The organism is Pantoea sp. UBA4549, from assembly GCF_002387285.1.
Classification (GTDB): Bacteria; Pseudomonadota; Gammaproteobacteria; order Enterobacterales; family Enterobacteriaceae; genus Pantoea; species Pantoea borealis.
Genome location: NZ_DGLH01000009.1, coordinates 644,695 through 662,871 on the forward strand (window position 1 = coordinate 644,695; position 18,177 = coordinate 662,871).

General features: G+C 51.6%; 20 protein-coding genes. 13 read left to right on the top strand and 7 right to left on the bottom strand.

Annotated features, from left to right (window positions below):
- Positions 1 to 455 precede the first annotated feature (455 nt).
- The 5 genes from B3041_RS09715 to B3041_RS09735 all read left to right on the top strand — a co-directional run bounded on the left by B3041_RS09715 (position 456) and on the right by B3041_RS09735 (position 3,323).
- The gene (locus B3041_RS09715; RefSeq protein WP_065649522.1) at positions 456 to 746 is read left to right on the top strand and encodes a DUF2913 family protein; all 291 of its coding nucleotides are present in this window, start codon (positions 456 to 458) and stop codon (positions 744 to 746) included.
- Positions 747 to 1,116: 370 nt separating this feature from the next.
- Complete coding sequence (locus tag B3041_RS09720; protein WP_292971944.1) at positions 1,117 to 1,629, top strand: GNAT family N-acetyltransferase; 513 nt, start codon at positions 1,117 to 1,119, stop codon at positions 1,627 to 1,629.
- 347 nt (positions 1,630 to 1,976) lie between these two features.
- Complete coding sequence (locus B3041_RS09725; protein WP_039383978.1) at positions 1,977 to 2,156, top strand: KGG domain-containing protein; 180 nt, start codon at positions 1,977 to 1,979, stop codon at positions 2,154 to 2,156.
- A 177-nt stretch (positions 2,157 to 2,333) separates the two neighbouring features.
- Positions 2,334 to 2,531 (top strand): hypothetical protein, encoded by a 198-nt coding sequence (locus tag B3041_RS09730; protein ID WP_065649524.1) that lies wholly within the window; start codon positions 2,334 to 2,336, stop codon positions 2,529 to 2,531.
- Positions 2,532 to 3,323 carry a hypothetical protein gene (locus B3041_RS09735; protein ID WP_065649525.1) on the top strand — a complete coding sequence of 264 codons (792 nt, stop codon included), beginning with the start codon at positions 2,532 to 2,534 and terminating at the stop codon, positions 3,321 to 3,323. It begins immediately after the preceding gene.
- Here B3041_RS09735 and B3041_RS09740 read toward each other — a convergent pair.
- The gene (locus B3041_RS09740) at positions 3,310 to 5,694 is read right to left on the bottom strand and encodes a phosphoketolase family protein (protein WP_292971949.1); all 2,385 of its coding nucleotides are present in this window, start codon (positions 5,692 to 5,694) and stop codon (positions 3,310 to 3,312) included. The genes B3041_RS09735 and B3041_RS09740 overlap by 14 nt on opposite strands.
- A 326-nt stretch (positions 5,695 to 6,020) precedes the next feature.
- Between B3041_RS09740 and B3041_RS16905 the strand changes: the two genes are divergently transcribed.
- The 4 genes from B3041_RS16905 to B3041_RS09760 all read left to right on the top strand — a co-directional run bounded on the left by B3041_RS16905 (position 6,021) and on the right by B3041_RS09760 (position 8,428).
- Positions 6,021 to 6,293: a general stress protein gene (locus tag B3041_RS16905; RefSeq protein ID WP_414692374.1), complete on the top strand. Its 273-nt coding sequence runs from the start codon at positions 6,021 to 6,023 to the stop codon at positions 6,291 to 6,293.
- Positions 6,294 to 6,356: 63 nt separating this feature from the next.
- Positions 6,357 to 6,842, top strand: a complete 486-nt coding sequence (locus tag B3041_RS09750) for a ferritin-like domain-containing protein (protein ID WP_065649527.1) — start codon at positions 6,357 to 6,359, stop codon at positions 6,840 to 6,842.
- Positions 6,843 to 6,885: 43 nt separating this feature from the next.
- Positions 6,886 to 7,758: a manganese catalase family protein gene (locus B3041_RS09755; protein WP_065649528.1), complete on the top strand. Its 873-nt coding sequence runs from the start codon at positions 6,886 to 6,888 to the stop codon at positions 7,756 to 7,758.
- A 376-nt stretch (positions 7,759 to 8,134) separates the two neighbouring features.
- On the top strand, positions 8,135 to 8,428 hold the full coding sequence (locus B3041_RS09760; RefSeq protein ID WP_292971955.1) for a hypothetical protein: 294 nt from the start codon (positions 8,135 to 8,137) through the stop codon (positions 8,426 to 8,428).
- Positions 8,429 to 8,625: 197 nt separating this feature from the next.
- Here the strand turns inward: B3041_RS09760 and B3041_RS09765 are convergent, their stop codons facing one another.
- The 4 genes from B3041_RS09765 to B3041_RS09780 form a co-directional block, all read right to left on the bottom strand.
- Positions 8,626 to 8,892: a biofilm development regulator YmgB/AriR family protein gene (locus B3041_RS09765; protein ID WP_065650482.1), complete on the bottom strand. Its 267-nt coding sequence runs from the start codon at positions 8,890 to 8,892 to the stop codon at positions 8,626 to 8,628.
- Between the two features lie 53 nt (positions 8,893 to 8,945).
- Entirely contained in the window at positions 8,946 to 9,233 is a 288-nt protein-coding gene (locus tag B3041_RS09770) for a hypothetical protein (protein ID WP_065649530.1), read from the bottom strand.
- 156 nt (positions 9,234 to 9,389) lie between these two features.
- Positions 9,390 to 9,635, bottom strand: a complete 246-nt coding sequence (gene ycgZ, locus B3041_RS09775; protein WP_065649531.1) for a regulatory protein YcgZ — start codon at positions 9,633 to 9,635, stop codon at positions 9,390 to 9,392.
- 212 nt (positions 9,636 to 9,847) lie between these two features.
- Positions 9,848 to 10,129, bottom strand: coding sequence for a hypothetical protein (locus B3041_RS09780; protein ID WP_065649532.1), 282 nt, complete (start codon positions 10,127 to 10,129; stop codon positions 9,848 to 9,850).
- Positions 10,130 to 10,518: 389 nt separating this feature from the next.
- On the opposite strand from B3041_RS09780, the gene B3041_RS09785 reads away from it, so the two are divergent.
- The 4 genes from B3041_RS09785 to dcuR all read left to right on the top strand — a co-directional run bounded on the left by B3041_RS09785 (position 10,519) and on the right by dcuR (position 14,126).
- A complete protein-coding gene (locus B3041_RS09785; RefSeq protein WP_065649533.1) occupies positions 10,519 to 11,034 on the top strand; it encodes a CinA family protein in 516 nt (171 codons plus the stop codon).
- A gap of 102 nt (positions 11,035 to 11,136) precedes the next feature.
- Positions 11,137 to 11,673, top strand: coding sequence for a peptide-methionine (S)-S-oxide reductase MsrA (gene msrA / locus B3041_RS09790; protein WP_065649534.1), 537 nt, complete (start codon positions 11,137 to 11,139; stop codon positions 11,671 to 11,673).
- 102 nt (positions 11,674 to 11,775) lie between these two features.
- Entirely contained in the window at positions 11,776 to 13,401 is a 1,626-nt protein-coding gene (locus tag B3041_RS09795; RefSeq protein ID WP_065649535.1) for a sensor histidine kinase, read from the top strand.
- 5 nt (positions 13,402 to 13,406) lie between these two features.
- On the top strand, positions 13,407 to 14,126 hold the full coding sequence (dcuR, locus tag B3041_RS09800; protein WP_065649536.1) for a two-component system response regulator DcuR: 720 nt from the start codon (positions 13,407 to 13,409) through the stop codon (positions 14,124 to 14,126).
- Here the strand turns inward: dcuR and B3041_RS09805 are convergent.
- Both B3041_RS09805 and B3041_RS09810 read right to left on the bottom strand, forming a co-directional pair.
- Positions 14,120 to 15,085, bottom strand: a complete 966-nt coding sequence (locus tag B3041_RS09805; RefSeq protein ID WP_292971964.1) for an FAD:protein FMN transferase — start codon at positions 15,083 to 15,085, stop codon at positions 14,120 to 14,122. The two genes, dcuR and B3041_RS09805, sit on opposite strands and share 7 nt — an antisense overlap.
- A gap of 48 nt (positions 15,086 to 15,133) precedes the next feature.
- Positions 15,134 to 17,914 (bottom strand): flavocytochrome c, encoded by a 2,781-nt coding sequence (locus B3041_RS09810; RefSeq protein WP_065649538.1) that lies wholly within the window; start codon positions 17,912 to 17,914, stop codon positions 15,134 to 15,136.
- Positions 17,915 to 18,177: the final 263 nt, after the last annotated feature.

An 18,177-nucleotide genomic window follows, 5' to 3' on the forward strand; every position in this document is an offset into this window, starting at 1 on the left:
ACTAATAAATGCGCAACCTTTCCTGGTCAGCATCATGTATAACTGCATACCTGACGCACAATGAACATCGGCAGCAATAAGTGTAGACCTTATTCCGCTTTTCGCCATGAAAGTCGCTATCCGGAAAAATGGTTAGCGGTTTATCGCTTCGCCTTGCATCTGAATAACCACAGGAGGAATAATAAAAAAGAATAAATGTGTACAATGCCAGGAAATATGTATGACTTTTCCACCCTGCCAATTCAGAATATTCCTGTAGCCAGCGATAAAGTTTAACAGAAATTAAAAACAGGTTTTCTTTCAAAATGACAAAGGCTTGAAACCCCATAAAGAAATTCTTAAAAACGGGCCCGTAGCCCCCTTTTTTTACCGCTTCAGTTGCCGTGGAATTGACCTGCCTGATGCATTTATGCACACTGACCCGGGTCAGGGATATCAATGATAAGAGCGATAAGATGGTGCAAAATTACAGTCAGCGCGTCCATTTTTACTATTGCATTTTGGTTGCGCTTAAAATCCATGCTCAATCCAAAAAAAATGGCCATCTCCGGGGGAAAAATAATTTCCTGCTGAAGTGGTTACGTAACGCGCAGAACAATACGATTTTCCATCCGGATATCACCAGTGAAATTGAGTGGCTGCGCGGCAAGATCATCAGCGCCGGGCCCGATGCCGATCTGGAACCTATGCTGCAATACGTTTATGACACAGCAAAACGCGCAGAACGTTTACGTTATAATTTCTGAGCCCCCTGCTGATGTTAAGCGCAACGCAGTATCTCTTATTAACCCGCCCTTATAGACCGTTTCATTAATTCTGAAATGCGGATCTCCATTAAACAGGCTGTTCGATCTTTGCGTGGCTCTCTGCCTGAGCGTCCGCTGCACACTATGTATCACCTCCCGTTACGCTGGCCAGCGCTGTACGCAAACAACCATACCAGTTGCTCTTCCCCTGCTCCTGCTCCTGCATAACGTGTTATAGCGCTCAAACCCTTATTACACTGTTTCAGCAGATCGCTATCACATCCCGATCGTCAATCGCGTATTATCGGCCATCAGGAGCGTTTACCACGCTGCGCCCTATGTGGCGCAGACTTCATGGAGAATCTGCATAATGGCATTGACTATTCGTCACGCCCGGCCGGAAGACGCCGGTTTACTGCATCAGCTGGGGCGTATGACCTACAGCGCGCATTTCAAACACCTGTGGGTCTCTGCGGAAGAGATGGATGCTTTTATCAGCAAAGAGTACGGCATGGACGCACTTATCCATAGCCTGACAGACGCCAGTGAATGCTGGCTGATTGCCGAGTCAGCGCATCCTATTGGTTTTGCCAAAGTAAAATGGAGCGTGCCGGTTCCTGATTCCGGTATGCGGGGGGCTCAGCTTTGCAAACTTTATCTCGACCCTCATGAGACGGGCAAACACGTCGGAAGAGAGATGTTTGAAAGCATTATTGCCAGTGCGCGCCACCGTGAGGAAGGTTATCTGTGGCTGGAAGTGATGGACGCCAACGTCAGAGCCAGAAAATTTTATGAAGCGTTTGGCATGCAGCACATTAAAGATATTCCTTTTGTCACTGCCTCACAGCAGAGTATGTTGCAGATTCTGGGAATGTTAATTTAACCAGCCCTGCCTGCCCTGCGCATCCTGCCCAGGGCGAAAAGTCTCTCCTGCTCACATATCTGATTAATTTTGCCAATTATTCGGGATAACCGGGGCAAATATTCTCTTCGCCGGTATCCTGTTTAACTCGCTATGGTGCTAATTTAGCGAAGATTTTTACTCTTGTTGTTATCCGTTATATTTTACGCATAGTAAAACAAAACACAAAAATATATATAAAACAATAACTTAATTATATTAGCCGCTTCGCTTGCACAGACAGCATTCACCATTACGCTTTAAAACGTACCACGCACATGACTGCATTGATTCATCATGTTATTAAACACTCTTCAAGAGGCTATATCATGACTCAGCACAGAGGCGGTTCAGGTAACTTCGCAGACGATAAGCAGAAAGCATCTGACGCAGGTAAAAAAGGTGGACAGAAAAGCGGCAGCGGAAGCGGCGGCAGCTTTAAAGATGACCCTAAAAAAGCATCTGAAGCAGGCAAAAAAGGTGGCCAGAGCAGCCGTAAAGGTTCCTGATTAGCCGGACAGCACAGGGATGTGCTGCACTATTTTCCCCTCTCTGCTTTATTTCCTCCTGTTTAATCTGCCGTTACGCTTGCTGTTTCTCCCGCCGCAGACAACTCTTAAAGTCGTTTTACTTCCCTTATTTTGCTCCAGACTTACTGTTTAATACTGAAAGGATTTACACCCGTCATGAAACGTTTTATATGCTCGCTGTTCAGCAGTCCTGAATCCTTATTGCAGGTCATGACACAACAGGATGTTACTGAATCCATGGAGGAAGGAGACAGAATTATCATAGATGAAGATGGCAATGCCTCGGTCAATCCGCTTAGCCCCGAAGTGCATAAAGATTTTGCTGAGCACGTTTCAACTCTGAAGGAAATTTAAATGGGCACGGCTATTTTCATGGTGTTAATGGTATGCGGGTACTGGTATACCAGCCGCGATATGTCCAGCCGGCTAAAGATAAAACGTTCATTTGGCTGGGATGTCTATTTTCTTATCGCGCTTTACGGCTGCATTTTCGTTGTCCAGGGCGTACTGGCTACGGCGATTGTCTGGCTATTGCTGCTTGCCGCTTCATTTGCAAATAACACCTTTGGCCTGAGTGCCGATCACCACGCTAACTGGCATGTCGATTTTATGACCTGGAGCTTTCTGGGCATCCAGGCCCCGGTAGTCATCATGCTCACCTTTGCGGTGCTGTTTTGCGTTTACCGCTCCAACTGGGCTGGCAGCGCCCGCCTGACGCCTGGCAGCCGTAAAGAGTTGTATCAGCGCCTGTCCCGTTCTAACGGCATTGAACAGATGCTGCTGCACTGTATGGAAGAAGGTGAACTGGCCTGGGTAACGCTGAAATCCCGCCGGATTTACATTGGTATGATCCACGCCGCTACCTTTGAATTTCCTGGTACAGCGAATATCGTGATGATCCCGATGCTGAGCGGCTATCGCGATGCGCGCACCCTGAATCTGGCTATCGAGCACAACTACAGCCGCTGGTATCACGAGCATGAAATAAGCTTTCTCTCTTCACCCAAAAGCGCCCTCGATTTTCGTAAGGTGCTGATGGTTGATCAGATTGAGAGCCTGTCGCTGTTCGACCCGGCCAGCGCCTCTGCGCTGGCTCTGGGCAAAAAACGCTATCAGCGCCGCCGGATGCCGCTTAATCATTCCTGAGAGATGACGCTGAGGACGCAGCGGCCCGCCAGTGCCAGTTGCGTACCTCAGGCACATCTTCACCATACTCCCGCACCCAGGCGTGATGCGCAGCAATACGCGCCTGCAAATCCTCCAGCAAATCTGAATACCGATCGGCTTCTTCAGAAACGTGCAGCAGCGCAGCCTGCGCCAGATGATAGCGATCGAGCTTGTTCAGTACGGTCATATCAAAAGGCGTGGTGGTCGTGCCCTCTTCGTTAAAACCGTGTACATGGAAATTACGATGATTGTTGCGCTGATAAGTCAGACGATGGATCAGCCCCGGATAGCCGTGGAACGCAAAGATCACCGGTTTGCTGGTTGTAAACAGACGATCAAACTCCGCCTCACTCTTGCCATGCGGATGCTGTTCACAGGTCTGCAGCGCCATCAGGTCAACGACATTCACTACGCGTACGCGCAGCGACGGCAGTAATTCCCGCAGCAGATCAACTGCCGCCAGCGTTTCCATTGTAGGCACATCGCCCGCGCACGCCATGACCACGTCAGGTTCTCCCGTGCAGCTGGCCCATTGCCAGATGCCCATTCCCGCCTCACAGTGCGCAATCGCACTATCGATATCGAGCCACTGCGGAGAGGGCTGCTTGCCCGCTACAATGACATTAATGCGATCCCAGGTACGCAGGCAGTGATCGCCCGTCCAGAGCAGACAGTTCGCATCCGGCGGCAGATAGACGCGCACGATGTCCGCTTTTTTATTCACTACATGATCCAGAAAACCCGGGTCCTGATGACTGTAGCCATTGTGATCCTGACGCCAGACGTGAGAGGAAAGCAGATAGTTCAGGGATGAGACGGGCTGCCGCCACGGCAGTTTACGCGACACTTTCAGCCATTTAGCATGCTGGTTGAACATAGAGTCGACAATATGAATAAACGCTTCATAGCAGTTAAACAGGCCATGACGTCCGGTAAGCAGATAGCCTTCCAGCCAGCCCTGACACTGATGCTCGCTCAGAATTTCCATCACGCGCCCGTCGCGTCCCAGCTGTTCATCCCACGGCTCCAGCGGTGCCATCCAGCTGCGGCTGGTCGCGTCAAACACCGGCGATAACCGGTTTGAAGCGGTCTCATCCGGGCCAAACAGACGAAAATTATCCCTGTTGAGACGAAAAATTTCGCGCAGATAGAGGCCAAACTGGTGGGTCGCTTCTCCCTGCTGCGCGCCTGGTGCGCTGAGACCAGTCGCAAATTGCCGGATATCAGGTGTGACAAGCGGTCGCCGCAGCCGGCCGCCATTAGCGTAAGGCGTGGCACTCATACGTTTGTCACCTGCCGGAGCCAGCGCCCGCAGCTCAGCGTTTAAGCGCCCTCCGGCGTCAAAAAGCGTTTCAGGCTGATAACTGCGCAGCCATGTTTCGAGGATCTCCCGGTGCGCTTCATTCTCACGGCACCCGGCGACCGGCACCTGATGCGCGCGCCAGAAACCCTCTACTTTTTTGCCATCTACTTCTTTCGGTCCTGTCCAGCCCTTCGGCGTGCGCAGCACGATCATGGGCCAGCGCGGTATCGTCTCACTGCCGGCTGTCGTGCGTGCCTGCTGCTGGATAGAGGCAATAGTGTCAAACGCGCGATCCAGCGTAGCGGCCATCTGCTGATGCATTAGCTGTGGATCGTCACCACAGACAAAAAGCGGTTCATAACCATACCCGCTGAAAAGCTGCTGTAAGTCCTCGTCGCTGGTGCGTCCCAGCAGCGTTGGGTTAGCGATCTTATAGCCATTGAGGTGAAGAACAGGCAGCACAGCCCCATCACGCTGCGGATTAAGGAAATGGATACCGTGCCAGCTGGCAGCCAGGGGGCCAGTCTCTGCTTCACCGTCACCAATAACGCAGGGCACAATCAGGTTCGGGTGATCAAATACGGCACCAAAAGCGTGAGAAAGCGAATAGCCCAGCTCTCCCCCTTCGTTAATTGAGCCAGGCGTTTCAGGCGCCGCATGGCTCGGTATCCCGCCGGGAAAAGAGAACTGTTTGAACAGACGCTGCATACCCTGCTCATCTTCACTGACCTGCGGGTAAATTTCACTATAGGTCCCTTCCAGCCAGCTGTTAGCCACCATGCCGGGGCCGCCATGACCGGGTCCGCAGACATACAGCAGGTCAGCATTGCGCTGGCGAATAATGCGGTTAAGGTGGGCATAGATAAAATTGAGTCCGGGGGTGGTGCCCCAGTGTCCCAGCAGTCGTGGCTTGATATGCTCAGGCAGCAACGTTTCACGCAGCAGCGGGTTCGCCATCAGGTAGATTTGGCCCACTGACAGATAGTTAGCGGCGCGCCAGTAGCGATCAAGCAGTTCCAGTTCAGCCGTTGCGGCAGCGTCGGTCATCAGCTCGTCTCCTCATTTTTAGGGTAATAACTAACCTTAACTGAGAAAGCAGCATGCCGCGAATCAGCGCGCCAAAGATATTACGCTGACGCTTCAATAAATTAATTAATAACCGAAGCGCATACGTATATTTAAGCGATGCGGTAATTGTCGCTGCGCTTAAATATAAAAATATTGCAAAATCAAACTCTACAGATAAATCTTATAAGCAAGTATTTAAACCGCCCCGCTTGCAGAACATAGAAACACGATTACTATTAAATACGCAGCTCGCTTATAACTGGTTAGTTAGATCAGGTCATTATCATCTTATGATGAGACAATATATGTTGACTCAGCATCAAGGCGGTGCAGGTAATTTCGCGGAGGAAACACAGCGAATATCTGAAGCGGGTAAAAAAGGCGGAAAGAATAGCGGCACAGGCCTGAAGAATGATCGCGAAAAGTCTCTGACGCTGGCAAAAAAGGACTCAGAATGGCAATTATGGCGCCTGACAACAGGTTTTACGGATGAATCCTGCTGCACAGGGATTGCGCATATGATTCCTGTTCCGCACCAGAGCACAATAAGCTCTGCTGCCTTAAAAACCTCATCTTAATGAATAAACTGCATACGTCGTATGACGCCTGCTTTGCTGTTTATTATTGCACGGAGAACGCTTATGAAAGTTGAATCTCTGCTCGACCTTTTTATTCACGACCTCTCAGATGTTTATAGTGCAGAAAAACAGATAACCCGTGCGCTGCCCAAAATGGCGCGTGCCGCATCTGATGAAAGTTTAAAAGCAGCTTTTAAACAACATCTGGAGGAGACCCAGGGGCAAATTGAGCGTCTGGATCAGGTAGTGGAAGCCCACGACGAATTACGTATCAAACGCATGAAGTGCCATGCAATGGAAGGTCTGGTGGAAGAAGCGCAGGAACTTATCGATGCGACTGAAGCCGGCCCGGTGCGCGATGCAGGCCTGATAGGTGCGGCGCAAAAAGTTGAACACTACGAAATTGCTACCTACGGCACGCTGGTTGCTATGGCCAAAAAACTTGGTCTTGACCAGGCCGCCAGTTTACTGGCAGACACGCTGGCTGAAGAAAAATCTACCGATGAAAAACTCACAAGCATTGCAGAACAAGCAATAACACATGATTAAAAGGGCCAGCCCATCGGTCTGACTGTCAACACTGAGGTGAGCTATGTTTCGACACGTTAAAAAATTGCAGTACACCGTCAGGGTAAGCGAACCTAATCCCGGACTGGCTAATCTGCTGCTTGAACAGTTTGGAGGCCCGCAGGGCGAACTGGCAGCGGCCATGCGCTATTTTACGCAGGGATTAGGTGATGACGATCTCGGACGTCGTGACATGCTGATGGACATTGCGACCGAAGAACTGAGTCACCTTGAAATCATCGGTTCGCTGGTAGGAATGCTCAACAAAGGGGCGAAAGGTAAACTGGCTGAAGGCACGGAAGCAGAGGGCGATCTGTATCGCTCTATTACCGGTGCTGGTAATGACAGTCATCTTACCTCTATTCTCTACGGCGGTGGCCCGGCGCTGACTAATTCAGGTGGCGTACCCTGGACGGCTGCCTATATTGATACTATCGGAGAGGTGACGGCTGATTTGCGTTCTAATATTGCCGCGGAGTCCCGCGCCAAAATTATTTATGAACGCCTGATCAACGTTACTGACGACGTGGGTGTAAAAGATGCGCTGGGCTTTCTGATGACGCGTGAAGCCGCTCATCAGCTCTCCTTTGAAAAAGCGCTCTACTCTATCCGCAATAACTTCCCGCCGGGTAAACTGCCGCCGATCGAAGAGTATGCGCATACTTATTTCAGTATGTCCGACGGGGATGATGTGCGTGGTAGCTGGAATTCCGATGAGAACTTCAACTACGTCGCCGATCCTCAGCCAGCCGTTGATGGAGGTGATGGCCATGCATCAGTGGTTCTTGCCGAAGATGAAGCGGCAGCGCTGAAAGCCATGGCTGTCAGAACCGCCTCGAATCCTGATATTAATCCGGAAACAGGTGCTGAACTGGGCAGTGAAAAGCCACAGACGTAAATCCCAAGGAGAGATCAATGCATCTTAAACCTGTACAGCATGCTCGCGCAGGTCATCAGCCTGACAAAGATGAGCCTGATTTACCTGACGATGATACTGGCAGTGCGCCAGAATCGGGTGATAAGCAACCTGAATAAGCTCCCCTTCTTCTGACCGCCTTCGGGCGGTTTTTTCATCATAAGGGAAATTTTTTTAATGACGGGCACCAGCTTCAGCTCCTGTATAAATAAGCCAGACGGCAAAAGCCCGAGAATTAATGCAGCAAACTCAGAAAGTTATAATTTTTGTTTTTTATTCTGGCGTTTTTCTGATTCTGGTCTATGTTCCTTTAGTCAGGTTAGTACCAATAATCACTATAAGAAGTTAAGGAACTTTTATGGATTTCGCTCGTTTTAAAACACGTTTACAGCAATGGGAGCATTTGCACTTTACCAGCGTAGAATTACAGCAGCGCGATGGCAGATATGAAATCTATGCTACTGCAGCAGAGCACCAGACGCTGAGCCAGCTCTTTATCTGTAATGTCAGCAATGAATCTGCTGCGCAGGAAGAGATAAAACAGCTGCAAAGCTGGCTACAAAAGATTAAGTCCGGCCGAAGCAAACGTCTTAATGCGCGCCCGGCTCGTCAGGTAACGGTAAATGTCCCTGGCATGAGCATAAGCCGTTAAACCACGATTCAGACTCTTCAGCGCAAATAGCAGCATGTACAACTTTATCCTGAAATCTTTTAATAACGTAGAATTTCCCTGGTTAGCTGTACATGCCTGCAACTCATGTACAGAAATAAGGGCTGTTTCTTACCGGCAGAAGCGGAGCGGAAGCACAAGAATAAAAGCTCTTCACAGTGGAAGAGCAGAAGGTGTGGTCATGCGTCGTCTGGCGTGTAGCCAACCACTATTTCCAGTGTACGACGTAAAATGTCAGCCTCAGCGCTGTCACTGGTCGACTCCAGCGCCATGATAAGGTAAAGGATAATCGACTTATTGGTTACCCGTCCCTCGGTAGCAAGGATGCTACGTATCACCCCATCCAGCACCCGGGACTCATCGTTTAATGTGTGGCCAGCATCGCGAAAATGCGCAGCCAGTTCATTGTCAGGCAGCACATTGTATAGGTTTTGAAAATCTGCCATTTTGCGTCTCAAGCTGTTGTTGATAAGGCCGTCGTATGCAATACCTGGCTGCATCAATGTTTACGGCTGTTGCCCGATGATCGTTCGTTACCGAACAGGGGGTGGACATTATCCTTTTCCGGTTCATTTCGTTGTTGCTGACCAAGAGAAATGCTGGAGCGGACCTCTTTCAGGGCCATGCTGATTGCTGTGCGATATTCTTCATCGGTAGCCTGCATCTGCATATTCTGTAGCTCTGCCATCAGTGCATGCGTATTGACAGGCCCGGCGCGCTGAAGCAGCGTCAGGGCAGCTTCACCGATGATTTCGTCTATACTCTTCTGGTGTTTGCTCATCTTCATAGTGAATCTCTGTTTGCCGCCGCTTCCAGAGGAAGCGCGACAGTAAAACAGCGCCACGCAATGCGTGGCGCGATACAGCTCGTCACAGGTTATACATGAGATCGTGCACTCTTCCTGTTTGCTTAGACTGAATATAACCTGAACGTAAATCTGGTATTAACTTTCCCGCTCAAAAAGCAATCCGATAAGCTGATGATAATGCTGCTCTTCTTCTGCTTCTGTTGCCAGCTCAAGGCGACGCAGTAGCTTAGTACAGATTGATTTGCGATTCAGGTTGCGGCCTTCACGCAGGATCTCCACAACAACCTGTCCCAGCGTTTCCTGCTGAGAAGGCAGCGATGCTTTACTGAAGTAGTTGGCAATCGCCTCAACTGAGTTCGGAGCATATCCGTTCTGGCGCATAAGTGACTCCCGTAAATGTCAAAATTAACAATAAAAAGTGGAAATCTAACCTGTTGTACAGTATTTCCAAAAAAGTTGTACAGAGCATAATGAATGGGAGGGGCAGCTTTTTTTGCAAAAAGTGCTATCGTGGAGGGATTGAGATAACTTTACGCGCAATTTCAGACGGGTAATTGCTCATCGCCGTTACAGAGTGACGATGAGCAGGAAGCTTAATGACGGCGGGTGTCGTTACCAGAGCCGGTAACAGTGACGCTATCTGAACGCTGTAACATCTCTTTTAACGGCGAATCAGAGCGACGATCGGCCTGTTCTGTCGAGCGATGATCCAACAGCCACTGCTGCGCCTCATGGATCTGACTATCACGTTCCGCATCTGTTTCGCGGCAAGCCATATGTTGCAGTTCAGCCGTGAGTGATGCCAGAGTGACATCTGCGCGTCGCATCATTAGCGCCCAGGCCGCTTCCCCAATAACCGGATACTCATTCTTCATGCTTTACCTCCTGAGAATGTGAGCTTACGCCAGGTTCTCACATTTCAGTATAGACCAGTACTGGCAAATTTCGTTCGCTTTGGCTACCCTCCTTAGCCGCTTTTTACAGTATGATATTTACTATTCTGCCGGCGCTATATTCATCGCCCCGCTCTCACTCCGCTGCGCTTATATTTCTGGTGATTTTCCTAGTAATGCTGACAGAAAACCTTATACCTGCTGTTTAATTCTGCATATCATTCAAACCAGGATTTATTAATACCCGGCGTTGCTGCGCTTATATTAATCAGATAAAAAATATTCACCATCTATAATAAGCATAATCAGGTAGCGCTTATTTAAGCGAAGCATGACTAACTGACTCTCAAATAATATATCGGGATACTTTTATGGATCGGGAATTAATCGAAACGGCAAATACTCTGGGCGCTATTCTGCTTGACCGAAAACTGACTGTCACCACCGCAGAATCCTGTACGTCAGGCTGGGTCGGATCGACCCTGGCTGCCGTCAGCGACAGCAGCCAGTTTTACAGCAGCGGCTTTATTACGTATACCAATCAGGCGAAACAACGGGTACTGAACGTAAGTGAAGAGACGCTGGCTCGTGATAGCGCGGTCAGTGAAGCCGCCGTACGTGAAATGGCTGCAGGCGCTAAAGCGCTTTCAGGCGACGATAGCAGCATTGCCGTTAGCGGTTATGCCGGGCCGGATGGCGGCGAGGATGGTACACCCGCCGGCACCGTCTGGTTTGCCTGGGGCCTGCCTGATGGCAGTATCCAGGCCTGTCGTCAGCATTTCTCCGGTGAAAGCGAAGAGGTTGTCCGGCAGGCAACAAAATACAGTATTGAGCAGCTGACGGCCCGACTCAACGCCCTGTTCAGCCAGTCCGCTCCGGACAGATAAATCCGCTCTGGCTGAACAGGCTGTGCGGTCTGCGATTATCGGGTTGAATTCCGCCCCGTTCGCCCGCACTCTTAAGGTTTCGACCTGACAGGAGTAAATGTAATGGCAACCGAATATGCAATCGTTGCGGGCGGCTGTTTCTGGTGTACTGAAGCCGTTTTTAAAGATGTAATAGGTGTTGAATCGGTTGAAAGTGGTTATACCGGTGGCCAGCGGCCTGATCCGACCTATGAGCAGGTATGCAGCGGGGCAACCGGTCATGCTGAAGCTATTCGTATCGGGTTTGATCCGCAGCAGGTAAGCTACGGCGATCTGCTGGATATCAGCTTTGCCACGCATGATCCTACCCAGCTTAACCGTCAGGGAAATGATATCGGCACACAGTACCGCTCAGCGATTTTCCCTGCTAATGCTGAGCAGGAAGCAGAAGCGATCGCAGCCATTGCGCGCGCGCAGGAAGATCATGATGTGCCGGTGGTCACGACCGTTGAACCGCTGAAAGCCTGGTATCCGGCTGAAGCCTATCATCAGGACTACTGGGAAGGTGCGGGTCAGCGCAACGGCTACTGCATGGCAGTGATCCCACCTAAACTGCAGAAGCTGCGTAAAAGCTTCGCCAGTCGTGTAAAAACCGCGTAAGTTCTCTATCAGGCCATTATTCAGAATGGCCTGTTAATTTTCCGTAACCCTGTCGCCATTATCCGTCATAATAGGTCCCCTTTCCGCTAAGTGAGCGCCACCATGACGCCTTCAGTCCCTGCCACGCCGATGCGCCGGCGGACAATGAAACTTAATACGCTGGTCACGCTGATGCTGAGCGCCGTCATTGTGCTGGTACTGTTCACCGTACATATGTTCTATTTCTTTCAGATTGGCGCCTCCACCCGATCCCAGCTGGAAGATAAAGCGATGGCGGTGGCCCGTACGCTGGCCACCTCGCCAGATGTTCAGCGAGCGCTGCTGTTATCCCCTGCGGATGCCCATTTACAACCCGTCGCGAAAGCGGTGGAGACCAGCAACAATCTGCTGTTTATTACTATCACCAACATGGCAGGCATACGCTATTCCCATCGTAATCCGGAACTGGTTGGCCAGCATTTCATCGGCAGTGATATCCAGCCCGCCCTGCGCGGTCAGGAAAATGTTTCCGTGAATCAGGGCTCACTGGTTCGGGCGCTGCGCGTTTTCACCCCGGTTTTCAACGCACAGCATCAGCAGATCGGGGTAGTCGCTATTGGGATTTCGCTGGATGCTGTCACCGATCAGATTAACCAGAGTCGCTGGATCATTCTGTGGACTATCCTGATCGGCGCGCTGGCGGGCGCGCTGGGTACGCTGATCCTGGTGCGTGTGCTGAAACGCATCCTGTTTGGGCTGGAGCCCTATGAGATTTCCACGCTGTTTGAGCAGCGACAGGCCATCCTTAATTCGGTAAAAGAGGGCGTGGTGGCGATGGACGATCGGCATGACGTGACGCTGATCAATCAGGCCGCCTGCCATCTGCTGAGCGATGCGGCACAGGCGCATTATGCGGCTGATGAAACCTGGCGCGTTGACACCGCCGCGGTCGAACCGCAGCTGCGCAGCGTGTTGCAGAGCGGTCGGGCGCGGCGTGATGAAGAGATTAACGTTAATGGCCGGCTGCTGCTGACCAATACCGTTCCGGTACGTACAGCGGAACGCATTATTGGCGCGGTCTGTACTTTCAGGGATAAAACGGAAATCAGCCAGCTGATGCAGCGCTTAAGCGGCATGGTAAACTACGTCGACGCCCTGCGAGAACGCTCGCACGAGTTTATGAACAAGCTGCATGTGATCCTTGGCCTGCTGCATATGAAAAATTATGCTCAGGTCGAAGCGTACATCCTGAAAACCGCCAATAACTATCAGACAGAGATCGGCTTTTTGCTGGACAAGATTAAATCGCCTGTGATTGCGGGGATCCTGTTAAGTAAAATCAATCGCGCCTCAGACTGCGGGCATCGGCTTACTATCAGCGACGCCAGCTATCTGCCAGACAGCGGCAGCGAAGCGCAGATGGCCGCGCTGATTACCGTCACCGGCAATCTGGTAGAGAATGCGCTTGATGCGCTGCGCGATCAGACCGAAGGAGAGATCCACCTGATGCTCCATTATCAAAACGGCTGGGTGACCTGCGAAGTGAGCGATGATGGGCCGGGCATTGATGCTGCGCATCTTGCGACCATTTTTGATAAAGGGTTCTCCACCAAAGGCGAGAACCGCGGGGTCGGACTGTTTCTGCTTAAGCAGCAGGTGGAAAGCCTTGGCGGCAGCGTCAGCGCAGAGTCTGAACCCGGCGTATTTACGCAATTTTTAGTCCAGCTTCCCTGGGATAAAGGAAATTAAACCGCATGATTAATGTATTAGTGGTTGACGATGATGCCATGGTTGCCGAACTCAACCGCAGTTTTATCGGTCAGGTACCTGGTTTTCACTGCTGCGGCACTGCGGCGACGCTGCAGCAGGCGCGCGATTTTTTATTCAACAGCGACACGCCGATCGATCTGCTGCTGCTGGATATCTATATGCAGCAGGAGAATGGCCTGGATCTGCTGCCAGAGCTGCGTAAAGCGCAAAGCCCGACAGAAGTGATCATCATCTCCTCTGCGGCTGATGCCGAAAATATTAAAACCTCGCTGCACTACGGCGTGGTTGATTACCTTATCAAGCCGTTCCAGTTCCCGCGTTTTGAAGAGGCGCTGACCAGCTGGCAGCAGAAAAAATCGCTGATGGATAACCACCAGCACTATCAGCAGTCTGACGTCGACCTGCTGATCCACGGCAATCCGGCAACGCATCACGATAACAAGCGTCTGCCTAAAGGGCTGACGCCACAAACGCTGCGCACGCTCTGTCAGTGGATAGATGCACATCCGGGACAAGAGTTTTCAACCGATGAACTGGCCGCAGAGGTTAATATTTCGCGCGTCTCCTGCCGCAAATATTTAATCTGGCTGGCGCAGATTAATATCCTGTTTACCAGCATTCATTACGGCGCCACCGGCCGCCCGGTCTATCGCTATCGTCTGCAGCCGGAATATCGCTCGCTGCTGCAGCAGTATTGTCAGTAGCGCAGGTTCCACGTCGTATCGGTGAGCTGAAACCTGTAGTGGCGCGGGGAAGAGCAGATGATCTGCCGATCGCGGGTAACAAAGATGGCGTCAATGTCGGACTGGCTGGCGAGCCAGTTCAGTCCCTGCTCTGTTCCCATGCCATACAGCAGCGTGGTATAGATGTCGCCATCCAGCGAGCGATCGCTAATGACCGTCACGCTTAACAGCTCGTTATCCAGCGGATAGCCGGTACGCGGATCAAAAATATGGTGCCAGCAGCGCCCCTGTTGTTCAAAGTAACGCTCATAGATCCCGGACGTGACGACTGACTTCTCCTGCACCGCTATTACGCCGAGCAAAGTGTTATCATCAGCGAAAGGCTTTTTCAGCCCAATATGCCACCCCTGCGGTTCATGCGGGGGCGAACCCAGCGTCTGCACGTTGCCGCCCAGATTGATTAACGCCTGTGTGATCCCCTGCTGACGCAGCCACTGCTGTACCCGATCGGCAATATAGCCTTTAGCAATGGCACCCAGATCAATCTCCATACCGCGCTGCGGCAGATAGACCGTCTGCGCTGCTGCGTCCAGCACGACCTGATGCGGGTTGGTAAGGGGTAAGAGTGCGGTAATGTCAGCGGCAGGCGGCACGCTATTACCCTGAAAACCAATTTTCCAGCGCTTAACGATGGGACCAATGGCGAAGTTGAACGCGCTATCCGGTAGCGTGCTGACCGTATGGGCTATCTGGATCAGGTTAAAAACCGCCGGGCTGACCGCCACCGGCTGCTCGCCGGCGGCATGGTTAATCGCCATCACTTCTGACTGCGTCCGGTTAACGGTAAAGATCGTCTCCAGCTGCGCAATCAGACGAAACACCTGCCGGGCAAGTCCGGGATTATTTTCAAAGAGTTTAAGCAGAACAGGCGATCCCATCTGAACTGCAGAATAGCTGTAGACACCTGCCTCATTAGCCATAATTGCCTCATCACTGCCGGTGCCCGTACACACGGACACCGGTACAGGTTAGTTACCTAAGGCGAGTTTAGCGGCGTTACGCCCCGCTTTAATCCCGAAGATGATGATATCCGCTACGGCATTCCCGCCGATGCGGTTGGCACCGTGAATACCGCCGACCACTTCTCCGGCAGCCCAGGCGCCGGTGATCACCTGATTCTGTGCATCCAGGACTGCCGTATCCGTGTTAATGGTCACGCCGCCCATGGTGTGATGAACGCCGGGTGCCACGCGAATAGCGTAGTAAGGCCCCTGATTAAGCGGATGGCGCAGCGCGGTTTTCCGGCCAAAATCTTCGTCATGCTGGTTAATTACGCACTCATTGTAGCGACCCAGCGTACTCTGCAGCGACTCCTGATCCATATTGAGCTTAACAGCCAGCTCGTGCGGCGAAGGTGCGCTGATGACAAACCCTTTGGCAATGTATTCGTCAGCCGCTTTGTTATTGCGCCGTACCTGTTCATCAAAGATGATCCAGGCGCTCTTCTCCGGCAGTGCAATAATCTCCGCAGAGACTTTATCGCGCGTTTCCATTTCGTTATAGAAACGCTTGCCCGCCTGACTCACCAGAATCGCCCCGCCGCCGCGCATCGCTTCTGAAATCAGGTAGGAGGTCGTCTGTTCAACCGTGGGATGGATCTGAATTTCACCCATATCAACCGTACCGGCACCAATATGCTGCAGCATGGCGATACCGCTTCCGGTGGCGCCGGCGTGGTTGGTCGTAACAAAACCATCCAGCTCCGGCCGGTATTTCACCACCATTTCCCGATTGGCGCTGAAGCCGCCGGTCGCAACAATCACACTTTTTGCGTTGAGAATGCGGCTGTCGTTATATTCATCCACGACTTTAACCCCGGTAACCACGCCGTTTTCACACAGGATTTCAGCAACCGAGGTTTCGAGCAGTACCTCAATGTTGCGCTGATTCACGTTTTTCACCAGCCCGCTGATCAGGAAGCCCCCTACCGCCGAGCGATCTTCCGGCCGATGGGTGCGGTCAATGCTCATCCCGCCCGTGATGGTGATATCGCTGAGCTCTATCTGCTTCGCGGCCAGCCACTCAATCGCTTCGGGCGCGTGTTCGACAAACTCATGCAGCAGTTGCGGATTGTTTTTACCTTTACCGCCTTTCAGCGTCTCTTCATAAAACAGCGCCTTGCTGTCCTCAATACCTTTTAACTTCTGATAGCGCGTCTCAGCAGCGTTCATCCCCACTGACGCTTTAATGGTATTTCCGCCAATCGTGGGCATTTTCTCGATCAGCACCACGCGTGCGCCATCGTCATGCGCCTGAATAGCAGCAGCGAGACCGGCACCGCCGGTACCAATTACCACCACATCGTAATTGACCGGTGCATTCGGGTTGCCCCCTTCCTCAATCACATACTCTTTGCTGGAGGTCGCCAGCGCACGCGACACCGCTTTTTTCAGCGCCTCGCTTTGCGTAGTGGCCCCGGTAACCGCATCCACGTGCGGACTGTTTGCAACCAGAATGCGCTCGCGCAGGCTGTCAAACGTGCTGGTGAAGTCAACATCCAGCGCCGGATCCGGCACCAGTTCAATGTCAGTGATACGATCGGTATCCAGCGTGACGTTGATTTTCAGCTTCAGCGCTTCCGCCTCTACCTTCGCCTGATACACCCCGGCTTTATATTTACGATGGCCGTCGCTGACGTCGCGGATCATGGCGTCCACCAGCGAGAAGCGCCAGAGCGGTTCCGGAATTGTCAGCGCCTCACGTTTGGTGCTGTCGATGTAGAGTTCAAGGTGTTCATTATTAATAATGCGATCGGCCCAGTTGGGCCAGGCGATACAGGCTTTCCCGACGGCAACCAGATCGAAGCCCGATTCCAGCGCCAGCTCGGCATCCTCTTTATTCACCACGCCGCCGACGCCAATAACCGGAATGCGCGCCAGCTGAGCCGAGCGCTGCGCAATATATTTGGTAATCAGCGGCGTAGGGTCGCTGGTGTCGACAATGGAAGGACGCAGCAGCTGACCAACGGAGAAGTGCACGTAATCAAGGCCACGCGCGGCCAGTTTCTCCAGCAGATAAAGTGTGTCATCCCAGCGGATACCGGGCACCTCAATCTCTTCCGGTGAAAAGCGATAGCCGATAATAAAGTCTGCAGCAGCAAAGCGATCGGCCATCTGATGCGCAATCTCAAGGACTTCCAGCGGAAAGCGCGCCCGGTTATCGCGACTGCCGCCCCATTTGTCATCGCGCTGGTTAGAGTTGGGCGAATAGAACTGCTGGATAAGATAGGTATTGGCGCCGTGAATCTCCACGCCATCAAAACCCGCTTTAATGGCGCGGTTCACCGCATCACCAAATTTTTTGATCATGACATCGACTTCATCCGCGGTCAGCGCCCGGGGCGTGGTGGCCCCTTCGCGCGGCGCGGCGATGGCGCTGGGTGCGACAGGCGTTTTCCCGCCAATCAGCGCCGGCTCAACCATACGACCACCGTGGTAAATCTGCAGGATAGCTTTTGAACCCTGAGATTTGATCGCGTGCGCTATTCTGGCCAGGCCTGGGATTTTGTTATCACTATCAATAGCGATGGCACCAGGAAATGCCGGACCACGATTATCGATAAACGCACACTCTACAATAACGGTGCCGATTGTGCCGGCACGTACCCGGTAGTACTCAACCAGATCGCTGGTGACGCCACCGTCGTAATAGCCGGTACAGGTTGTCATGGGTGCCATTACCAGACGATTTTTCAGCACGGCACCTTTCGGCAAGGTAAGGGGTTTTAACAGCGGGGTAAGCGTGTTCATGATAAGTGACTCCGAAAATCAAAAATGAAATTCAATTCCTGGCAGTGCGACCCGTTTAATAATTAAAGTGGTCCGACTTCATGCTGTAAATATAACATTTAATTTAGTTACATAACTTAAATTATTAGTTTTAAAAATTAACAGTGAAAGAAGCGAAGTTTCAAAAAGAAGGCGCTAAATGCGTCATGCTAAGTTTCGTTCAAAAGTTGATTAAAATCAAAGATAATCTAAATAGCTTTAATAAATCATATTTTTCAGTTAGT